Source organism: Pseudomonas mosselii (assembly GCF_003205295.1).
In the GTDB taxonomy this organism is placed as follows: domain Bacteria; phylum Pseudomonadota; class Gammaproteobacteria; order Pseudomonadales; family Pseudomonadaceae; genus Aquipseudomonas; species Aquipseudomonas mosselii_B.
In genome coordinates this window covers 14538-34199 of record NZ_QJRP01000014.1, presented here as the reverse complement: position 1 = coordinate 34199, position 19662 = coordinate 14538, and the positions used below count along the sequence as shown (strand labels likewise).

Genomic DNA, 19662 nt, shown 5'->3' with positions numbered 1-19662 from the left:
AACAACAACTTGCGGGAGGTGCCAGATTCCGGTGTCGGTATGTCGTCGGAATTTTGACTTTTTTGCGTTGTGGTTTGTTTCACAGCTGCTACGGTTTGAAGAGATTCCCATGACCGGAGTGGCCGAAACATGCGCCGATGGATCAAGCTTTTGCTGCTGCTCGTCTATCTGGCCAGCTTTCATGCCTATTACCGCGAGCGCATAGAAGCGCTGGGTATTGGCCTGCCATTGGTGCTGTACCTGGGCGTGTTCGCGGTATTGGCCGTGGCCCTGCTGCTGACCGCCTTCACCCGCCCCGGCTGGCTGCGCTGGTCGCTGGCGCTGGCGTTCACGGTCAGCGCGATCTTCCTCGACGCTTATAACCGCATCACCGACTCCTACCTGACCTATAGCGCATTCGTGTCCATGGTCTATGCCGGCGGTTTCGTCCAGGAGGCCCTGCAGCAATACCATTACGCCATTACCCTGGCCGCAGCGCGGGCGCTGCTGTTGCTGCTGGGTATTGGCCTGCATCCGGGGCCGACCCCGTGGTTACCCAGGCTGTTGCCACCCGTGGCGCCGGTGCTGGGACTGCTGGTGCTGATTGCCATCCTGTTCGTGCGCGCCGGCGAGGGCGCTCGCGGGCTGCCGGTGATGTACACGCCGCTGGCCTACCTGAGCCTGTTCGGCTACGAGACCTTGCACGACCATGTCGGGCCGCGCCAGCCGGTGACCCTGGCCCAGTCGGGGCCGGCGATGGCGCGGGATATCGTGCTGCTGATCGACGAGAGCATCTCGGGCAACTACCTGGACCTGAACACCCCCGCCGGGGTCACCAGCCACCTGGCCCAGGCCCAGCCTGGCGTGTCCATCGTCAACTTCGGCTATGCCGCGTCCATCGCCAACTGCAGTGCCGACACCAACGTCACCCTGCGCTATGGCGGCACCCGCGGTGATTACCTGCGCATCAACTCGACCCAGCCGTCGATCTGGCAGTACGCCAAACGCGCGGGCCTGGGAACGGTGTACATCGATGGCCAGCGTACTGGCGGCAACTTGCAGAACCTGATGACAGAGACCGAGAAACGCGATATCGACCAGTTCATCCAGTTCGACGACTCACCCGTGGTGCAGCGCGACATGGCGGCGCTTGAGCGCTTGGTGGTGCTGCTCAAGGATGGCAAGCCGCAGTTGATCGTGGTGAACAAGGTCGGCGCCCACTTCCCGGTGCACGACAAGTACCCCGATGAGTTCCTCAAGTACCAGCCGGCCTTGCCGCGAGGGCATTACGTCGATATCGCCGATACCGGTACCCGCGACGGTTTCGATGGTCGGCCCCAGGACTGGGTGCTGTACCGCAACGCCTACCAGAACACGGTGCTGTGGAATGTCGGCGAATTCTTTCGGCGGCTGTTTGCCGAGGGTGATCTCAGCCAGGCCGTTGTGCTCTATACCTCCGACCATGGCCAGGACCTGCATGAGCGTGGCAACCCCGGCCTGAACACCCACTGCGACAGCGATCCGGTGCCCGAAGAAGGCCTGGTGCCGCTGGTGGTGATCCAAGGTGAGGGCCTGCACACGCTGGACTGGCAGGCGCATCTGCAGGCCAACCGCAACGCCTCCAGTCATTACAACCTGTTCCCCACGCTGCTCAAGCTGATGGGCTATGACGGCACGGCCGTGAGCGCGCTCTACGGCCGTTCGCTGGACATGCCGACCGACGATCCGTTCACCTTCAACGTGCGCTTCAATGCGCGGCTGGGAGCCAAGCCGGATTTCCGCCACATCGACCTGGGGCAGGTGGTCACGCCCGCCAGTGTTCTGGCGGGGCAACCCATGCCGGTAGGCAAGGCGGACTAAGGTCAGAAATCGATGCTGGCAGACAGCTGCACCGTACGCGGCGCACCCAGCCCCAGGCTGGTGAGCAGCGGCATACCCCAGTAGGCCTTGTTGGTCACGTTCTCCACCGTGCCGCGCAAGGTCACCGGGTGGTCGGCCACCTGCAGCCGGTAGCGGGCGCCGACGTCATATATCGTGTAGCCAGGAATCGACTGGCTGTTGTCGTCGCTGATGTACTGCTTCGACACGGCGGTGGCGTTGGCGGTCAGGGTCAGGCCATCGAGTAGCGGGGTGTCCCATTCCACGCCCAGCTTGCCCTGCAGTTTCGGCTGGCCGGTGGCGGTCTTGCCTTCCTCGGCGGGGTTCTCGGTCTTGGTCACCTTGGGATCCAGGCGAGCCACGCCACCCATCAGGCGCACGTCGGTCAGCGGGGTGCCGAAGAAGCTCCATTCGAGTCCTCGGTTACGCTGTTCGCCACCGAAGGAGAACACCTTGGTCACCGGATCGGTGAAGCTGCTGGGGCGTTCGATCTGGTACAGGCTCAGGGTGTGGGCGAAGTCGCCGAGGTCGAGCTTGATGCCGACTTCCCTCTGCTTGGACTTGTAGGGGGCGAACACCTGGCCGGCGTTGGGCGCGGTAATCGGGGCGATGGCGCCCTTGCTCAGGCCTTCGATGTAGTTGGCGTACAGCGACACCTTGTCGGTGACCTTGACCAGCACTGCCGCCGCTGGCGTCGTGGCGCTTTCGTTGTAGCGCGTGGTGTGCGCACCGGTGCTGACGTTGAAGCTGTCGGTCAGCACCTGCTGGCGACGCACGCCCAAGGTGAGTTGCAGGCGCTCGTCGAGGAACGACAGGGTGTCGGCCAAGCCGTAGCTGCTCAGGCGCGACTCGGTGTGGGCGATGGCCGGGTAGCTCCTGGCGGCCTCCGGTCCCCAGACCGGGTGGTAGATGTTGTTGATCCACTCGGCCCCCGGCACGTTGCGCCGGCCATAGTCGCGCTGCTTGTCCGAGTAGTGCGTGGCGTTGAGCGACCATTGGTGACCGACGCCGAACGTGTCGAAATGGCCGCGCAGGCCGGCCTCGCCCGAGGTCTTCTTGAGGTCGATCTTCAACTGGCCCATGTTCGTCTCCATGTCTCCTGCGGTGTTGAACACCTCGGCGAGCATGGTGCCACTGTAGGCATAGTCGGTCTTGCTGGTGCCGGCCGTGGCATAGGCCATGAGGTTGTCGTTGAGGTCATATTCGCCGCGCACGATCACGCCCTTGTCGCGGGTCTGGACGAAGCCCCAGTCCGGGTTGAGCAAGGTCTCGGACTTAGGCGGCCTGGGCACGGGCACGCCCGCGGCCAGGCCGATGCCGCGGTTCTGGCCCCTGACCCGGTCCTCGCTTTCGTACAGGTCGGCGGACAGGCGCGCCCGCTCGCCGCGCCAGTCGAGGCCCAGGGCATTGAGCTCGGCCTTCATGCGCTGATGGTCGGTCGCGGTGTCGCCGTCGCGATAGACGCTGTTGAAGCGCACGCCGAACTGTTGCTGCTCGCCGAAGCGGCGGCCGACGTCGAGGTGCCCGCCGAACTGCGCGTCGGACATGTAGGTGGTGGTGATCCGCGTCAAAGGTTCGGCGCCCGCGCGCTTGGGCACCAGGTTGATGCTGCCAGCCACCGAGCCGCCCGGTGGCATGCCGTTGAGCAGGGCGGACGGTCCCTTGAGCACTTCGATGCGCTCGAACATCTCGGGCGAGATCCGATAGTAGGGCGCCATGCCGTACAGGCCGCCGATGCTCACATCGTTGATGTTGGAGTTGAAGCCGCGGATAGAGTAGTTCTCGCTGTAGGTACCCTTCAGGCCGTTGCTGAACACGGCGGGGTCGGTCGCGGCGATCACGTCGGTGACGGTCTGGGCCTGGGTGTCCTGGATGTACTGCTCGGTGTAGCTGATGGTGCTGAACGGCGTCTCCATGAAATCCTTGTTGCCCAGCAGGCCGACCCGGCCGCCCGAGGCCACCTGGCCGCCGGCGTAGGCGGGGGGCAATGTGCTCGGTGCGTCGAGGCTGCCCTCGACCCGGGTCTCGGTCAGCTCCAGGCTGCCGCCGGCCTGGCTTTGGCGGGATTTGTCCACGTCCTCGGCACGCTCCACGGTCTGCGCCGCGGTCACGCTCATGGACACACCGCCCAGGCCGAGCAGCAAGGCTATGTGTACGGCGGTGAAGGTGCGATTGAGGTCGAAGTGGGGCACAGCCGGCTGCTGCGCCGGGCTGACACGCTGTTGCGACATGCTGGAGTCCTTTCGATTCGCAAGTGAGTGAAGGCATTCACTAGGGTTTCCGTCACAGAATGGAAAAACCTCAATGCGAATAATTGTCGTTAGCGGTGTGCTAGCAGAATTGCCAGGTGTAAGGCGGTCTTGGTTTGTATAGATTCCAGGAACCTTCTGATTGGTCTCTGATCGGGCATAGCCAGTAAGAGGATTTGCGCAAAAGCATCGCGAACGGGGGCTCGTAGACCGAAGATGACAACCAAACTTGTTTTTTGCGACGCTCAACAATCAGTGTACGGCCTGGGGCGGGCAAGGGTATTTACCCCGTTTGGGGCCAGCAGGATGATTGATGGCCGGCTGTTGGCGTTCACTGGGCAGTTGTTGGAGCGCAAGACAGACTTTTATATGCTGGGCAACGGGAGGCGAGCCTACGATCCGGTCCTCATGCGATTTATCAGTCCTGATCGGCAGAGTCCTTTTGGCAAGGGGGGCATCAGTAGTTATGCCTATTGCCTGGGGGATCCGGTCAACCGCCTTGACCCCGGTGGTGAGGTCAGTTTCAAGAAAGTTGCCAAGACGGTTCTGCTGATCGCATCGACCGGCAGGAATGTCCTTACCCGAACGGGTGGGGCAAAAGCGATCAAGGATGCTGCCAAGTGGGGCATGATGGCCGGGGAGCTCTTGAAACAAGTCAACGTCGAGGCGGGGCGCGGACTGTCAGAGCTGAGCTTTAACGTTGGTCTGCTTGCTGGGGCCTATGATCTGGGCAAGTTTTATTACGCCCGCTGGGCGAAAGATGATGCTGTCTTTTCTCCATTTGCAGGGCCGCTGCTGCCTGAAACGCCGGAAATGTCCGAGCCGCCTGTAGTGAGGATGAATGGTGTGCGCAGCGAGCTGTTATTCGACTGAAAGCTTCAGCGGGTGTAGCGCGCGGAAACCTTTTGCCTCCTCCACCAGCCAGTCATGCACCGCCCGGGCCCCAGGCTGGCTCAGCCCGCCCGGTGGATACAGCAGCACATAGCGCTTGTGGTTGGCGATCGGCACCCCGAACGGCACGATCAGCGCGCCGCGTTCCAGTTCGTCGTTGAGCAGGGTGCGCCGGGCGATGGCCACGCCGACACCGGCAATGGCCGCTTCGATGGTGAGGTGGTTGCGGTTGAAGGTGTGCCCGCGGCGCACATCCAGCCCGCCAGCGCCGATGCCGTTGAGGTAGAACTCCCATTCGGCATACTCCGAGCTGCCGCGCCAGGCGGTGATGTCGTGCAGCAGCGGGTAGTGGGCGAGGTCCGCCGGCCCGTGCAGCGGCGGGCGGCCGCGCAGCAGGGCAGGTGAGCACACCGGGAAGATCTGCTCGTCCAGCAGAGGGGTGGAGAGCATGCCCGGGTAGCTGCCGTCGTTGAGGTCGATGGCCAGGTCGAAGTCTTCCGGGTGCAATGCCTGGTTGCTGTCCTCGGCCACCAGGCGCAGCTCGATATCCGGGTAGCGCTGCTGGAAGCGTGGCAAGCGCGGCGTCAGCCACTTGGCCAGGAATGACGGGATCGAGCGCAGGCGCAGGGTGCCGCGGATTTCGCCGGCATCCAGGCGCAGCAGCTCGGCCTCGATGCTGCCGTAGGCCTCGGCCACGGTCTGCGCCAGGCGCTGGCCTTCGGCGGACAGCTCGACGCCGCGGGCGCGGCGCAGGAACAGGCGAAAGCCCAGGCGCTCCTCGAGCTGGCGCATCTGCTGGCTGACCGCCCCGGGGGTGATGTGCAGCTCCTCGGCGCAACGGGTGAACGACAGGTGCCGCGCCGCGCAGGAGAACACGTGCAGCCAGACGAACACCTGGCCGTTGAGTGGGCCTTTCATCGTTTAGTCCTGCTAAAGGCTTATGTAGGAAGTTTCGTTGGTCAAGCTGGCCTGAGAGGGGCAGTATCGCGCAACTTGGCAATACCGCTCAAATTTTCCAGAGAGCCGTGGCACATCATAAATGGTTGTCACGGTCAGGCATTAGCATGGCTATCAGTGTTTTCGACCTTTTCAAGATTGGCATCGGCCCGTCCAGCTCCCACACCGTCGGCCCCATGCGCGCCGCGGCGACCTTCGCCCAGGCCCTGCGTGAACGCGGCCTGCTGGCCAAGGTGCGGCGAGTCGAGGTGCGCCTCTATGGCTCGCTGTCGGCCACCGGTATCGGTCACGCCACGGACCGCGCCTGCCTGCTGGGGCTGATGGGCCAGTGGCCGGACCGGATCGACCCGCACAGCATCGAGCCACGCATCGACCAGCTGATGCAGGAGCAGTGCCTGATGCTCGATGGCAGCCAGCCGGTCGAGTTCCAGTACGGTCGTGACATGCGCCTGCTCGACGAGAGCCTGGCCTACCACCCCAACGCGATGACCCTGGAGAGTTTCGACGGGCAGGGCAGCCAATTCAGCCAGACCTACTACTCCGTGGGCGGCGGCTTCATTGTCGAGCAAAGCGAGATCGACGCGCCGCAAGACAGCGTCAACCAGGTCGCCTTGCCCTACGAATTCTCCAGTGGCGCCGAGCTGCTGGCCCTGTGCAAGGCCCATAGCCTGAGTGTCAGCCAGCTGATGCTGGCCAATGAATGCGCCTGGCGCCCGGAAAGCGAGGTGCGCGAAGGTCTGTTGAGGATCTGGGCGGCCATGGGCGAATGCGTCGACAACGGCCTGCGCAACGAAGGCATCCTGCCGGGCGGGCTGAAGGTCAAGCGCCGGGCGGCGCGCCTGCACCGCAGCCTGCAGGAGGTCGGCAAGCCCAACGTGATCGGTTCGACCCTCAGCGCCATGGAGTGGGTCAATCTGTTCGCCCTGGCGGTCAACGAAGAGAACGCCGCCGGCGGGCGCATGGTCACCGCGCCCACCAACGGCGCGGCTGGGATCATTCCGGCGGTGTTGCACTACTACATGAAGTTCAACCCCGGCGCCTGCGACGACGATGTGGTGGCGTTCCTGCTGGCCGCCGCTGCGGTGGGCATCCTGTGCAAGAAGAACGCCTCGATCTCCGGCGCCGAGGTCGGCTGCCAGGGTGAGGTGGGCTCGGCCTGCTCGATGGCCGCCGCAGGCCTGGCCGAGGTACTCGGCGCCACGCCGCCGCAGCTGGAAAACGCTGCCGAGATCGCCCTGGAACACAACCTCGGGCTGACCTGCGACCCGGTCGGCGGCCTGGTGCAGATTCCCTGCATCGAGCGCAACGCGATCGCTGCGGTGAAGGCCATCAACGCCGTGCAGATGGCCCTGCGCGGTGACGGCGAGCACTTCATCTCCCTCGACCGGGTGATTCGCACCATGCGCGACACCGGCGCGGACATGCATGCCAATTACAAGGAAACCTCGCGCGGCGGCCTGGCTGTCGCGTTCGTCGAGTGCTGATGGCTTCGCACTGACTGCGCTGTAGGAGATCGTCCGGCCCTTCGGGCTACGCAGTCGTGCAGGGAGCTATCCCTCTGTGGGAGCGGCCTTGCGTCGCGAAAGGGGCGCGCAGCGGCCCCAGATTCCAAGCCACAATCACAATTGCTGGGGCTGCTGCGCAGCCCTTTCGCGACGCAAGGCCGCTCCCACAGGGCCTGGCTAAATCAATAAGTTACGGTTTGTTCCATGAGTGGCCGCTCCTACAGGGGGCGGCATCAACCTGCAACACCTGCTGTACCTGCGACAAAAACAACTACAAGGCGATACCCATGACTGATGTACAAAGCACCACGAGCGTTCGTGCGGATTCGGCTGCCCTGGCTGCGGCCAGCGGCTCGACCACCTGGAACCGTCACGACACCACCTGGGCCTTGGGCCTGTATGGCACGGCGATCGGCGCCGGCACTCTGTTCCTGCCGATCAACGCCGGGGTTGGCGGTTTCTGGCCGCTGCTGATCCTGGCGCTGCTGGCGTTCCCCATGACCTTCTTCGCCCACCGGGCGCTGACCCGCTTCGTGCTGTCCGGGCGCAAGGGCGGCAACGAAGACATCACCGAGGTGGTGGAAGAGCACTTCGGCGTGGGCGCCGGCAAGCTCATCACCTTGCTGTACTTCTTTGCGATCTTCCCGATCCTGCTGGTCTACAGCGTGGCATTGACCAACACCCTGACCAGCTTCTTCGAGCACCAACTGCACATCGGCGCGCCGCCACGGGCGCTGCTGGCCCTGCTGCTGATCTGTGGGCTGATGATCGTGGTGCGCTGCGGCCAACAGATCATCGTCAAGGCCATGAGCGTGCTGGTGTACCCCTTCGTCGCCTCGTTGCTGCTGCTGGCCCTGAGCTTGATTCCCAACTGGAACGGTGCGTTCTTCGCCCAGGCCAACGAAGGCTTCAGCGCCTCCAAGCTGCTGCTGACCCTGTGGCTGGCAATTCCGGTGATGGTGTTCTCCTTCAACCACTCGCCGATCATCTCAGCCTTCGCCGTCGACCAGAAGCACCGCTATGGCATTGAGGCCGACCGCAAGAGCGGCCGCACCTTGGCCACCGCCCATGTGATGATGGTGCTGACGGTGATGTTCTTCTGCTTCAGCTGCGTGCTGGCCCTGAGCCCGGCTGACCTGGCCGCGGCCAAGGCGCAGAACATCTCGATCCTGTCGTACCTGGCCAATCACTTCCAGACCCCGGTGATCGCCTTCGTCGCGCCGCTGATCGCGCTGGTTGCGATCACCAAGTCCTTCCTCGGCCACTATATCGGTGCCAGCGAAGGCTTCCAGGGCATGATCGTCAAGAGCCTGCGCGGGCGCGGCAAGACCTGGCCGGCCAAGCGCCTGGAGCGCGCCACGGCGCTGTTCATGCTGGTGACCTGCTGGGCGGTGGCGACCCTGAACCCGAGCATCCTCGGGCTCATCGAGAGCCTGGGTGGGCCGGTGATCGCCTGCCTGCTGTTCCTGATGCCGATGTACGCGGTGCAGAAGGTACCGGCGTTGCGCCAGTACTCGGGCAAGCTGTCGAATGTGTTCGTGGTAGTGATCGGGCTGATCACGCTTTCGGCGATCGCCTACAGCTTCATGGCCTGACCGATGATCGCGGGGCCAGCCCGCTCCCACGTGAAAGTGTGGGAGCGGGCTGGCCCCGCGATCCGTTCAGGTCAGACGCTTTCCAGGTGCCTGATGGCAGCCTTCAGGCGCTCCGCGGGTTGCGGTTGATCCTGGTGGGTGATGTCCGGCGCCTTGCGCACGCGGCCATGCTGGTCGACCCAGTGGCCGTTGATGAAGTAACGGTAGCTGGCGGTGCCGGCGTTCCAGCCCTGGTCGAGCAAGCCCTGGAGATGGAAGGTCTGGGCGATCTGGCTGAGCGGGCCGCTTGGGCTGCCATCCAGGTGCAGGACGATCGACGGGCTACCAGCTGGCGCGAACGGCAGCTCGCTGTAGCCGCCCCACACCTTGGCGTGGAAGACCTGCACCGGATGCGTGGTCTGGATGATGGAAGCCCTGCCGGTGACCTTCTTCTGCACGGTATTCACCAGCAGGTCGAGGGTCAGGATTGGTGCGCCGAGCAGCCCGTTGCTGACGTTCAGGCGGGTATGAAAAAGTCCGAAGGACATGCTGATTCTCCTTGTCTGCTCAGGCTTTCTTGGCGGCCTTGGCGGCCGGGCTCTTGGTCGAGGCGAGGGCCTGGTCCAGGGCTTTGCCCACGGCGCCGCTGGCCAGTTGCTTGAGTTGCGCGACGTCACCGGTGGCGATCACTGCCTCCAGGGTGGCGTTGTGCAGTTCGGTCGTCAGGTCGACGTTCGCCAGCGTCTGGATGCGCTTGAGCTCCAGCACGACGGGTACGTTGTCCACCTCGATCCAGCGCTGGCCGTTGTAGTAGCGGTAGCTGGCCGTGCCTTTCTGCCAGTCCTGGTCGAGCAGTGCGCGCAGTTCGAACTGCTCCGGCGAATTGGCGTGTGGCCCGCCATGGTTGCCACGCACCGTCAACAGGATCTTGCCTTCGCTTGGCGGTTGCACGGTGAGATAGCTGTAGGTGCCCCAGACATCCAGCGCCAGCTCCAGCGGTGGGTTGGTGGTCTGGGTGATCAGCGCGTGGCCGTTGACGCTGCGGTCTGGCGTGTAGACCAGCAGATCGAGCTGCAGGCGCGGCGCGCCCGGGGCATTGGTACCAATGAGGTAGGACACCGGGAACAGGCCTTCCGACGGTGCGGTCAGCGATACAGACATGATTGCCTCCGTTGCATTCAATGAATGAAATACCGTTACCAAGGCTTGCGCAGGCGGGCGGAGGAAAAAGAGGGGAGGGGCGAGTGAGCGGGCGGATGTACTGGCGTGCCCGGTGCGAGCGGCTGTTGGCAGCCGGCTTGTGCAGCCATCCCTGAAGTGCGGTGCCGCCTGCCTGGCAGCCCGCTTGAGTTAAGCAGGCAACCGTTGCCGTGATGGCCTTTTTGCAGTATGTCCGACGAGTGGTGTCACTTTGGGCTGCAGCCGGCTCTCGCCCCGTGAGAACCGGCTTGCCCCGCGATGAGATCTACAGGCCCTGACGACTCACTTCGATTTCTGTTGCAACGCCACGAAGCTGCGGCGCATGTCGCTGGCCCAGCCGTCGAGCACCGGCTTGACGTCGTTCAGGGTCAGTTGCGTGCTGTCGTTCTCCAGCTCCTTGCCGCTGCCCTTGCGCACCACCTGGGCCAGCACGTTCTGGTTGCCGCCATCGAGGAAAGCGGCCTCCACGGCGATGTCCACGGCCTGGTCGCGGCCACCGGCGGCGGTGTTGACTGCCGCAGCCACCAGGGCGATGGGAATCACTTCATAGGGCTTGAGGCCTTCGGTGCTGGTGGACACCGCAGTGATCGCCGGGCGCACCACGATGGTGTTCGGGCCGGGCTCCTTGACCAGGGTTAGCACGCTGCCCAGCTCGCGGCGCATCGCTTCGTTGAAGTAGCGGGTGATCTCCTGCAGGGTCTGCGCCGAGATCACGTTGGTCGGCTGTGGCTTGGGATAGAACTGGCTCGGCTCGATGAACACCTTGGTGTACTGGCTGGCCTTCACGTTCGGGTCGATCCAGCGCATCACCGGCGCGCCGGAGATGCTCTCGGCGGGCTTCAGGCGGCTGTAGTCCTTGAGAAAGCCGGAATAGTCCTTGGGATCGACTCGGTTGCTGGAGCAGGCAACCAGGGCCAGCAGGGCAGCGCACAGCAGGGTGGTGCGAGGCAGTCGCTTCATGATGACGAGGTCCATGAGGGAATTGGCCAGAACAACGCTAGCAGGTGGTTGGCCGAAGGCCAGTGGTCGGATGTCGACGGTTGCCGTTTCCTACCGTATTGCCGGAATACGCTGACTATCGACGGGGCTCTGACACTGTGAAGGTATGCCCTTCACGGGTATGTTTATTCTGGAGGTCCACTGTGACCAGCAAACTCATTGAATCACTGCGTGTCGACCTCTCGGACCTCGAGCAGGCAGGTGCCGTCGGCAAGGTCACGTTGCGCGACTTCGAGGCGATCTGCCCGGCCCCGGTGCGGGCATTCAGCGCCCAGGACATCCGCCACCTGCGCGAAGCGCTGAACTTCAGCCAACCGGTATTCGCCCTTCATCTGCACATCAGCGCATCGACGGTGCGCAAGTGGGAGCAGGGCGAAACACGCCCGGCCGGGCCTGCCTTGAAACTACTGAACATCATTGCCGACAAGGGGCTGCAGGCCATCCTCTGAAGCAGGATTGTCAGCCCAGCGCCTCGCGCAACCGGTACCACAGCATCCCCAGCGCCAGCAGCGGCGAGCGCAGCGTCTTGCCGCCGGGGAAGGTCAGGTGCGGCACCGCGCTGAACACGTCGAAACCTTGGCTGTGCTCGGTGGCGATGGCCTCGGCGAGTAGCTTCGCGGTCCAGTGGGTGACGTTCAGCCCATGCCCGGAATAACCCTGGGCATAGAACACGTTGGGGTGCTGGCCGAGGCGGCCGACCTGGGGGAAACGGTTGGCGGTGATGCCGATCATGCCACCCCACTGGTAGTCCAGGCGCACCTCGGCCAGTTGCGGGAACACCTTGAGTACCTTGGGCCGCATGTAGGCGCCGATGTCCTTGGGGTCGCGCCCGGAATAGTGGCAGGCGCCGCCGAACAGCAGGCGGCGGTCGGCGGTAAGGCGGTAGTAGTCCAGCCCCACCTTCTGGTCGCACAGCGCCATGTTCTGCGGGATCAGCGTACGCGCCAGGGCCTCGGGCAAGGGCTCGGTGGCCACCACGTAGCTGCCGGCCGGCAGGACCTTGCCGCACAAGCGCGGTTCCAGTTCGTCGAGGTGGGCGTTGCAGCCCAGAATCAGGCTTTGAGCGTGGACCTTGCCCCGGGCGGTGTGCAGGACCACCGTGCTGCCATGCTCGATGCGCAGCACCGGGCTCTGCTCGAAGATCCGCACACCCAGGCCATGGGCGGCGCGTGCCTCGCCCTGGACCAGGTCGAGCGGGTGCAGGTGGCCCGAGCCCATGTCCACCAGGCCGCCGGCGTACAGGTCGCTGGCGACGATCTCGTGCATGCGTTCGCGGTTGACCAGGCGGGTCTCGTGGCGATAACCCAGCTCGGCCAGCTCGCGCTGCTCATCTTCGAAAGCGGCGAACTGGGCGGGGGTGTTGGCCAGCTCGCAGAAGCCCCAGCGCAGGTCGCAGTCGATGCCGTACTGCGCGATGCGATTGGCCACCAGGGCCACCGAATCGATGCCGGCCTGCTTGAGGTAGCGCACGCCGTCCTGGCCGATGTGGCGGGCGAAACCGGAGACGTCATGGCCGATGCCGCGGATCAGCTGGCCGCCGTTGCGCCCGCTGGCGCCCCAGCCGATGCGGCGGGCTTCCAACAGGATCACCGAGAGGCCGCGCTCGGCCAGCTCCAGGGCGGCGTTGACTCCGGTCAGGCCGCCGCCGACCACGCAGACATCGGCCTGCAGGTCCTGGTCGAGCGCAGGGTAGGTGGCCGCCTGGCGCGCCGAGGCGGCGTAGTAGGAGGCGGTGTGTTCGTTCATCTGTGGCATGGGTGGGCTCGGCTCAGCGGTTGGACTTGATCTTGCTCCAGGAGCGGGTCATCTGCCGCAGGATCCCGGGGCTCTGCATGGTCGAGACATACAGGTTGTCCAGCACTTCCTGGGGCGGGTAGATCTCGGGGTTGTTCACCAGCGCCGGATCCATGTCGGCCTTGGCATCCGGGTTGGCGTTGGCGTAGCCGACCGTGGCGCTGACCTTGGCGATCACCTTGGGGTCGAGCAGGTAGTTGATGAAGGCCAGGGCCTGCTCGGGGTTCTTGGCGTCCTTGGGGATGGCTAGCAGGTCGAACCACAGGTTGCTGCCTTCCTTGGGAATGCTGTAGGCGACCTTGACGCCATTGCCGGCCTCCTCGGCGCGGTGGGCGGCCTGCAGCACGTCGCCGGAATAGCCGAAGGCGATGCAGACGTCGCCGTTGGCCAGGTCCGAGACGTACTTGGAGGAGTGGAAATAGGTGATGTAGGGGCGCAGCTCCAGCAGGCGTGCCTCGGCCTTGCGGTAGTCGTCGGCCTTCTCGCTGCGCGGGTTCATGCCCAGATAGTTGAGCATGGCCGGGAACAGTTCGTCCGGCGAGTCCATGAACGCCACGCCGCACTGCTTGAGCTTCTTCAGGTTCTCGGCTTCGAACAGCACGGCCCAGGAGTCGATCCTGTCGATGCCCAGCACCGCCTTGACCTTGTCGACGTTGTAGCCGATGCCGTTGGTGCCCCAGAGGTACGGCACGGCGTACTGGTTGCCCGGGTCGTTCTGCTCCAGCTGCTTGAGCAACTGCGGGTCCAGGTGTTGCCAGTTCGGCAGTTTGCTGCGGTCCAGCGGCAGGAACGCGCCGGCCTGGGCCTGGCGCGCAAGGAAATGGTTGGAGGGCACGACCACGTCGTAGCCGGTGCGCCCGGCCAGCAGCTTGCCCTCCAGGGTTTCGTTGGAATCGAACACGTCATAGACCACCTTGATCCCGCTGCTGGCCTGGAAGTCGGCCAGGGTGGTGTCACCGATGTAGTCGGTCCAGTTGTACACGCTTACCGTCGGCTGGGCCTGGACGGCGGCTGCGAACAGCAGGGCGAAGGTTGCGGGGATCAGGGCTTTGCGATGACGCATGGTCGACACCTCGTTGGTCTTGTTCTTCGAATTCGGTGGTGTAGGGGCTGCTTTGCAGCCCATCGCCGGCAAGCCGGCTCCAACAGGAAATGTGTTTCTGTTGTGGGAGCTGGCTTGCCAGCGAAAGGGGGGTACAACACCCCCAAGGCAGATCACACGCTCAGCAGCAGGAACTCCCGCTCCCACGAGCTGATCACCCGCTTGAAGTTCTCATGCTCGGCGCGCTTGACCGCGACATAGCCCTGGACGAACTGCTGCCCCAGGTATTGCTGCACCTTCTCGCAGTCTTCCATGTGCTGCAGGGCGTCCTCGATGGTGATCGGCAGGCGCAGGTTGCGTCGCTCGTAGGCGCGGCCCTGCACCGGGGCGCTGGGTTCGAGTTTCTCGACCATGCCGATATAGCCGCACAACAGGCTCGCGGCGATGGCCAGGTAGGGGTTGGCGTCGGCACCCGGCAGGCGGTTCTCCACCCGCATCGCTTCGGGGCTGGAGGTCGGCACGCGCAGGCCGGCGGTGCGGTTCTCCTCGCCCCATTCGACGTTTACCGGCGCCGAGGTGTCGGGCAGGAAGCGGCGGAACGAGTTGACGTTCGGCGCGAACATCGGCAGCAGCTTTGGGATGTACTTCTGCAGGCCGCCGATATGGTGCAGGAACAGTTCGCTCATGCTGCCGTCGTCATTGGCGAAGATCGGCTTGCCGGTGGCGATGTCGACCACGCTCTGGTGCAGGTGCATGGCGCTACCCGGTTCGTCGGTGATCGGCTTGGCCATGAAGGTGGCGGTGACGTTGTGCTTGAGCGCCGCCTCGCGCATCGTGCGTTTGAACACGGTGATCTGGTCGGCCAGGTCCAGGGCGTCGCCGTGACGGAAGTTGATCTCCATCTGCGCCGGGCCGTCCTCGTGGATCAGCGTGTCCAGGTCCAGGCCCTGGATCTCGCACCAGTCGTAGACGTCCTCGAACAACGGGTCGAATTCGTTGGCGGCGTCGATGGAGAACGACTGGCGGCCACTCTCGGCGCGGCCCGAGCGGCCCAGCGGCACTTGCAAGGGCAGGTCCGGGTCTTCGCAGCGCTGGGTCAGGTAGAACTCCATCTCCGGCGCGACGATTGGCTGCCAGCCCTTGTCGGCATAGAGCTTGAGCACCTTCTTCAGCACGTTGCGCGGCGACAGTTCGATGGGGTTGCCCTGCTTGTCGAAGGTGTCGTGGATGACGATCGCGGTCGGTTCGATGGCCCAGGGGATCTGGTACACCGCCGTGGGGTCGGGGCGGCAGACCATGTCGATGTCGGCGGCGTCGAGCAGGCTGTAGTAGATGTCGTCATCGACGTAGTCGCCGGTGACGGTCTGCAGCAGCACGCTCTCGGGCAGGCGCATGCCGCGTTCGTGAAGGAACTTGGCGGTCGGGGCGATCTTGCCGCGGGCGATGCCGGTCAGGTCGCTGATCACGCATTCGACCTCGGTGATCCGGTGTTCTTTCAGCCAGGTGGACAGCTGATCGAAGGGGGCGTTCATACAAACCTCTTGGTTGGGTAGTTGTGGTGGGACGCAAGGCGTTCATCGCCGCAGGGCACTTCCCACAGGTGACGCTGAGGACTATCTTGGTCGGTGCCCCCCGGGGTGATCTATCCACTTTCTTCAGCTATCAATGCACCAAAAGAGTGCAACTAGGACAGCGCGTGACAACGCCAACCGCCTTGCAGGTCCAGGACATCCGCACCACCGACGTGACTGAACAGACCCGCGCCACCCCGGGCTGGCAGCAGCAGTACCGGCAGATGTCCCCCGGGCATTTCAACGGCCAGCTGCGCTGGCTGGGGCTCGACGGCGTCGAGGTGTACGAGGAGCGCCTGAACACCCGGGTCGAGCAGTTCTTCCGCGCCCCCAGCGGCGCCCTGGCGTTCTGCTTCGACCGCAGCGAGAACAGCCTCTACCTGCTCAACGAAGACAGCCGCAACATCTGGATCACCCCGGAGAACTACCAGGAAGTGGCGGTGGTGTTCGAGCAGCCGTTCCTGGCCAGCCACGGCCTTGACCTTGAGCGCCTGCGTGGCCTGTTCATGGTGCCGCTGACCTGTCAGCAGAACGCCCTGTTCGGCAACTGGCTGAGCGCCACGCTGACTCGTCTGGGCCAGGCCGATTGCCCGCTGGAGGGCAGGGCGCTGGCCGAGCAGTTGCTGGAGGACTGCCTGTTTATCCTCGACAACGCCGGGCAGCGTCTGCAGGGCGAAGCGCTCGGCCGGCGGGACGAGGAGCGGGCGATCATGCGCCGGGTCAGCGAATGGGCCGCCGACAGCCCCGACGAAACCCTCAACCTGGTGGAGCTGGCCAAAGTCGCCGGGGTTTCCGTGCGTCAGTTGCAGCAGGCCTTCAAGGGGTTCACCAACCTGCCGCCGGCGCACTGGTTGCGCTTGCGGCGGCTGAACGGCGCGCGGCGCGACTTGCTGGCAGGCGACGCAACGGTGGCCGAGGTGGCCATGCGTTGGTCGTTCTGGCATTTGGGGCGGTTTTCCGAAAGTTACCGCCAGCTGTTCCGCGAACTGCCAAGCGAGACGCTCAGACGTGGTCGGGGAAACTGATTACGAAAGGTCTGTTTGGGCGGTTTCCGGCAGGGCCGCTCCTACACAGGGATCGCGCATGGTTTGAGCGAGAGGATCAGTTGCGATCCAGCCACACCGTCTGGGCGTTGGTGAACTCGCGCACGCCGAAGTGCGACAGCTCACGGCCGAACCCGCTCTTCTTCACGCCGCCGAACGCCACGCGGGGGTCGGAGGCGCAGTAACCGTTGATGAACACACCACCGGTGTCCAAAGCCGCGGTCATGCGCTCAGCCAAGGCATAGTCAGCGGTGTAGATCGTTGCGGCCAGGCCGAATTCACTGTCGTTGGCCAGCTCCACCGCGTGGTCTGCATCGCGGGCGCTGATGATCGCCGCCACCGGGCCGAACAGCTCCTGCTTGAAGGCGGTCATGTCCGGGGTGACGTTGGCGAATACCGTCGGCGCGTAGAAGTTGCCCACGCCTTCGATCTTGTTGCCGCCCAGCAGCAGGGTGGCGCCTTCGGCCAGGGTCGCCTGGACCTGGCCGTCGAGCTCATCGCGCAGGTCGTAGCGGGCCATCGGGCCGATGTAGGTGGCGTCGTCCAGCGGGTTGCCAATGGTCAGCGCGCGGGTGGCCGCGACGAATTTCTCGGTGAACGCCTCGACGATGCTTTGCTCGACGATCAGGCGCTTGGCGGCGGCGCAGACCTGCCCGGTGTTCTGGTAGCGACCGACCACGGCGGCCTTGACCGCGGCATCGAGGTCGGCGTCGGCCAGCACGATGAATGGGTCGGAACCGCCCAGTTCGAGCACGCACTTCTTCAGCGCGGCGCCGGCCTGCGCACCGATGGCCATGCCGGCGCGCACGCTGCCGGTAAGGGTGATGGCGGCGATGCGCGGGTCGTTGATGGCGCGGGTGACGCCTTCTGGGGTGGCATTGAGCACCTCGAACACGCCTTCAGGCAGCCCGGCACGCTTGAACAGGTCGGCCAGCAGGTAGGCGCTGCCCATCACGTTGGGCGCGTGCTTGAGCACATAGGTGTTGCCCGCCAGCAGCGCCGGAACGGCGCCGCGCAGCACTTGCCAGACCGGGAAGTTCCACGGCATCACGGCGAGAATCGGGCCCAGCGGGCGGTATTCGATGCGGGCCTTGTCGACCTGGGTCGGCTCCGGCGCCAGCATGGCCGGGCCGTGTTCGGCGTACCACTGGCACAAGCCAACACACTTGCTGACTTCGCCGCGAGCCTGGCTGATCGGCTTGCCGATCTCGCGGGCGATCATCTGGGCGAAGGCTTCGGCATTGGCCAGCAGGGCCTGCCCGAGTGCGACCAGATACTCGCTGCGCTGACCCAGCGACACTTTGCGCCACTGGTTGTAGCCCGCCTTGGCGCGTTGCAGCGCCGCGTCCAGTGCGGCGTCGGTGTCGAAGGCGTAGTGGCCGATTCGTTCGCCGCTGTAGGGGTCGACGGAAATGGCGTGGGTCAGGCTGCTGATCTCGCTCATGGCAGGACTCTCATTGTTTTGATCGGGTGAGTCCAGACTAGAGGTGGCGCGCTTTAATGAAAACTGAATAATAATGAGCGAAACATTCACGTTTGGAGAATGATTGTGGACCTGGTGCAACTCGAGATGTTCAAGGCCGTGGCCGAGCACGGCAGCATCAGCGCCGCCGCCCAGCAGATCCATCGGGTGCCGTCGAACCTGACCACCCGCATCAAGCAGCTGGAGGAGGACCTGGGCGTCGAGCTGTTCATCCGCGAGAAAAGCCGCTTGCGGCTGTCGCCGGCCGGCTGGAACTTCCTTGAGTACACCCGGCGCATCCTCGACCTGGTGCACGAAGCGCGCTTGACCGTGGCGGGCGAGGATCCCCAGGGCACCTTCGCCCTGGGTTCGCTGGAAAGCACCGCGGCGGTGCGCATCCCGGCCTTGCTGGCGGCGTACAACCAGCGCTACCCCAAGGTCGACCTGGACCTGTCCACCGGCCCGTCAGGGACCATGCTCGAAGGGGTGCTGTCCGGGCGTCTGGTGGCGGCCTTCGTCGATGGTCCGGTGCTGCACCCGACGCTCGAGGGCATGCCGGTGTTCGAAGAGGAGATGATGGTCATCGCACCGCTCAACCACTCGCCGGTCACGCGTGCCCGCGATGTGAACGGTTCGAGCATCTACGCGTTTCGTGCCAACTGCTCATACCGCCACCATTTCGAGAGCTGGTTCGTGCATGACCAGGCGGTGCCGGGCAAGATCCACGAGATGGAGTCGTACCACGGCATGCTGGCTTGCGTCAGTGCCGGCGCGGGCCTGGCGATGATGCCGCGCAGCATGCTCGACAACATGCCGGGGTGCAGCACGGTCAGCGCCTGGCCGATGGCCGAGGACTTCCGCTACCTGAAGACCTGGCTGGTGTGGCGGCGAGGCACGGTGTCACGCAGCCTGAGCATGTTCATCAAGTTGTTGGAGGAGCGTCGTGAGCTGCCAACGCCCTGAAAGGTGACACCATGCGGACTAACGGTGTGCCGATAGGCGAACCCCAGCCCCGGAGAATCCTCCAATCTGTGTAGACCATCCCCATGCGGGAGGATTGCACCATGCATACCCATCATTACGGCCTGTGCGCGGCGCTGTTGCTGGTGCTGGCCATGCCCTGGACCCTGGCGGCGGCGGCCGACCTGAACGCGCCCGTCGATTCGCAGGGCGTGCAACTGCAACCCCAGGAACAGAACGGCATTCGCTACCTGCAGGGCGGTATTGGCCAGGACGAGGCCAATGCCCTGCGCCGGACGCCCGGCTATGACCTGCACATCACCCTGTCGACCGGAGCGGACGGCAAGTTCCAGAGCGGCGCCGCGCTGGACATCCAGTCGGCCCAGGGACGATCAGTGCTGACGCTGCAGGACGTCGGGCCGCTGATCTTCGTGCAGTTGCCACCGGGGCATTACCGGGTGATCGGCAATGCCGATGGCCGGACCGTGCAACAGCAGGTGACGGTGGACGGCAAGGCGCCGGCGCGGGTTGACCTCAACTGGCGCTGAGGGCCAGTCC

Annotated in this window: 17 protein-coding genes; 8 read left to right on the top strand and 9 right to left on the bottom strand. The window is 64.6% G+C overall.

Annotated features, from left to right (window positions below; translation table 11 throughout):
* Positions 1–129: 129 nt before the first annotated feature.
* Entirely contained in the window at positions 130–1839 is a 1710-nt protein-coding gene (locus DMX06_RS14915) for a sulfatase-like hydrolase/transferase (RefSeq protein WP_110738186.1), read from the top strand.
* Positions 1840–1841: 2 nt separating this feature from the next.
* Here the strand turns inward: DMX06_RS14915 and DMX06_RS14910 are convergent, their stop codons facing one another.
* Complete coding sequence (locus tag DMX06_RS14910) at positions 1842–4088, bottom strand: TonB-dependent receptor (protein WP_258378864.1); 2247 nt, start codon at positions 4086–4088, stop codon at positions 1842–1844.
* Positions 4089–4322: 234 nt separating this feature from the next.
* On the opposite strand from DMX06_RS14910, the gene DMX06_RS14905 reads away from it, so the two are divergent.
* Entirely contained in the window at positions 4323–4979 is a 657-nt protein-coding gene (locus DMX06_RS14905; RefSeq protein WP_110738185.1) for an RHS repeat-associated core domain-containing protein, read from the top strand.
* On the opposite strand, the gene DMX06_RS14900 is transcribed toward DMX06_RS14905, so the two are convergent.
* Entirely contained in the window at positions 4968–5915 is a 948-nt protein-coding gene (locus DMX06_RS14900; RefSeq protein ID WP_110738184.1) for a LysR substrate-binding domain-containing protein, read from the bottom strand. The genes DMX06_RS14905 and DMX06_RS14900 overlap by 12 nt on opposite strands.
* A gap of 146 nt (positions 5916–6061) precedes the next feature.
* On the opposite strand from DMX06_RS14900, the gene DMX06_RS14895 reads away from it, so the two are divergent.
* Both DMX06_RS14895 and DMX06_RS14890 read left to right on the top strand, forming a co-directional pair.
* On the top strand, positions 6062–7438 hold the full coding sequence (locus tag DMX06_RS14895; protein ID WP_110738183.1) for an L-serine ammonia-lyase: 1377 nt from the start codon (positions 6062–6064) through the stop codon (positions 7436–7438).
* Between the two features lie 308 nt (positions 7439–7746).
* The gene (locus tag DMX06_RS14890) at positions 7747–9054 is read left to right on the top strand and encodes a serine/threonine transporter (RefSeq protein WP_110738182.1); all 1308 of its coding nucleotides are present in this window, start codon (positions 7747–7749) and stop codon (positions 9052–9054) included.
* A 71-nt stretch (positions 9055–9125) separates the two neighbouring features.
* Here the strand turns inward: DMX06_RS14890 and DMX06_RS14885 are convergent, their stop codons facing one another.
* From DMX06_RS14885 to DMX06_RS14875, 3 genes are all read right to left on the bottom strand, one after another.
* Positions 9126–9581, bottom strand: a complete 456-nt coding sequence (locus DMX06_RS14885) for a DUF1842 domain-containing protein (RefSeq protein ID WP_052752615.1) — start codon at positions 9579–9581, stop codon at positions 9126–9128.
* 19 nt (positions 9582–9600) lie between these two features.
* On the bottom strand, positions 9601–10194 hold the full coding sequence (locus tag DMX06_RS14880; protein WP_110738181.1) for a DUF1842 domain-containing protein: 594 nt from the start codon (positions 10192–10194) through the stop codon (positions 9601–9603).
* Between the two features lie 321 nt (positions 10195–10515).
* Complete coding sequence (locus DMX06_RS14875; RefSeq protein WP_110738272.1) at positions 10516–11193, bottom strand: DUF3313 domain-containing protein; 678 nt, start codon at positions 11191–11193, stop codon at positions 10516–10518.
* Positions 11194–11375: 182 nt separating this feature from the next.
* On the opposite strand from DMX06_RS14875, the gene DMX06_RS14870 reads away from it, so the two are divergent.
* Positions 11376–11681, top strand: a complete 306-nt coding sequence (locus tag DMX06_RS14870) for a helix-turn-helix domain-containing protein (protein WP_110738180.1) — start codon at positions 11376–11378, stop codon at positions 11679–11681.
* A gap of 10 nt (positions 11682–11691) precedes the next feature.
* On the opposite strand, the gene DMX06_RS14865 is transcribed toward DMX06_RS14870, so the two are convergent.
* The 3 genes from DMX06_RS14865 to DMX06_RS14855 form a co-directional block, all read right to left on the bottom strand.
* The gene (locus tag DMX06_RS14865) at positions 11692–12987 is read right to left on the bottom strand and encodes an NAD(P)/FAD-dependent oxidoreductase (protein ID WP_110738179.1); all 1296 of its coding nucleotides are present in this window, start codon (positions 12985–12987) and stop codon (positions 11692–11694) included.
* 13 nt (positions 12988–13000) lie between these two features.
* The gene (locus DMX06_RS14860) at positions 13001–14089 is read right to left on the bottom strand and encodes a polyamine ABC transporter substrate-binding protein (protein WP_110738178.1); all 1089 of its coding nucleotides are present in this window, start codon (positions 14087–14089) and stop codon (positions 13001–13003) included.
* 152 nt (positions 14090–14241) lie between these two features.
* Positions 14242–15600, bottom strand: coding sequence for a glutamine synthetase family protein (locus tag DMX06_RS14855; protein ID WP_028689491.1), 1359 nt, complete (start codon positions 15598–15600; stop codon positions 14242–14244).
* A gap of 164 nt (positions 15601–15764) precedes the next feature.
* Between DMX06_RS14855 and DMX06_RS14850 the strand changes: the two genes are divergently transcribed.
* Positions 15765–16664: a helix-turn-helix domain-containing protein gene (locus DMX06_RS14850; protein ID WP_110738177.1), complete on the top strand. Its 900-nt coding sequence runs from the start codon at positions 15765–15767 to the stop codon at positions 16662–16664.
* Positions 16665–16740: 76 nt separating this feature from the next.
* On the opposite strand, the gene DMX06_RS14845 is transcribed toward DMX06_RS14850, so the two are convergent.
* Entirely contained in the window at positions 16741–18126 is a 1386-nt protein-coding gene (locus tag DMX06_RS14845; protein WP_110738176.1) for an aldehyde dehydrogenase family protein, read from the bottom strand.
* A gap of 105 nt (positions 18127–18231) precedes the next feature.
* Here DMX06_RS14845 and ptrR point away from each other — a divergent pair, with 105 nt between their 5' ends.
* A complete protein-coding gene (gene ptrR / locus DMX06_RS14840) occupies positions 18232–19107 on the top strand; it encodes a putrescine utilization regulator PtrR (protein WP_110738271.1) in 876 nt (291 codons plus the stop codon).
* A 101-nt stretch (positions 19108–19208) separates the two neighbouring features.
* Positions 19209–19652 carry a carboxypeptidase regulatory-like domain-containing protein gene (locus DMX06_RS14835; protein WP_110738175.1) on the top strand — a complete coding sequence of 148 codons (444 nt, stop codon included), beginning with the start codon at positions 19209–19211 and terminating at the stop codon, positions 19650–19652.
* The last annotated feature ends 10 nt before the right edge of the window (positions 19653–19662 follow it).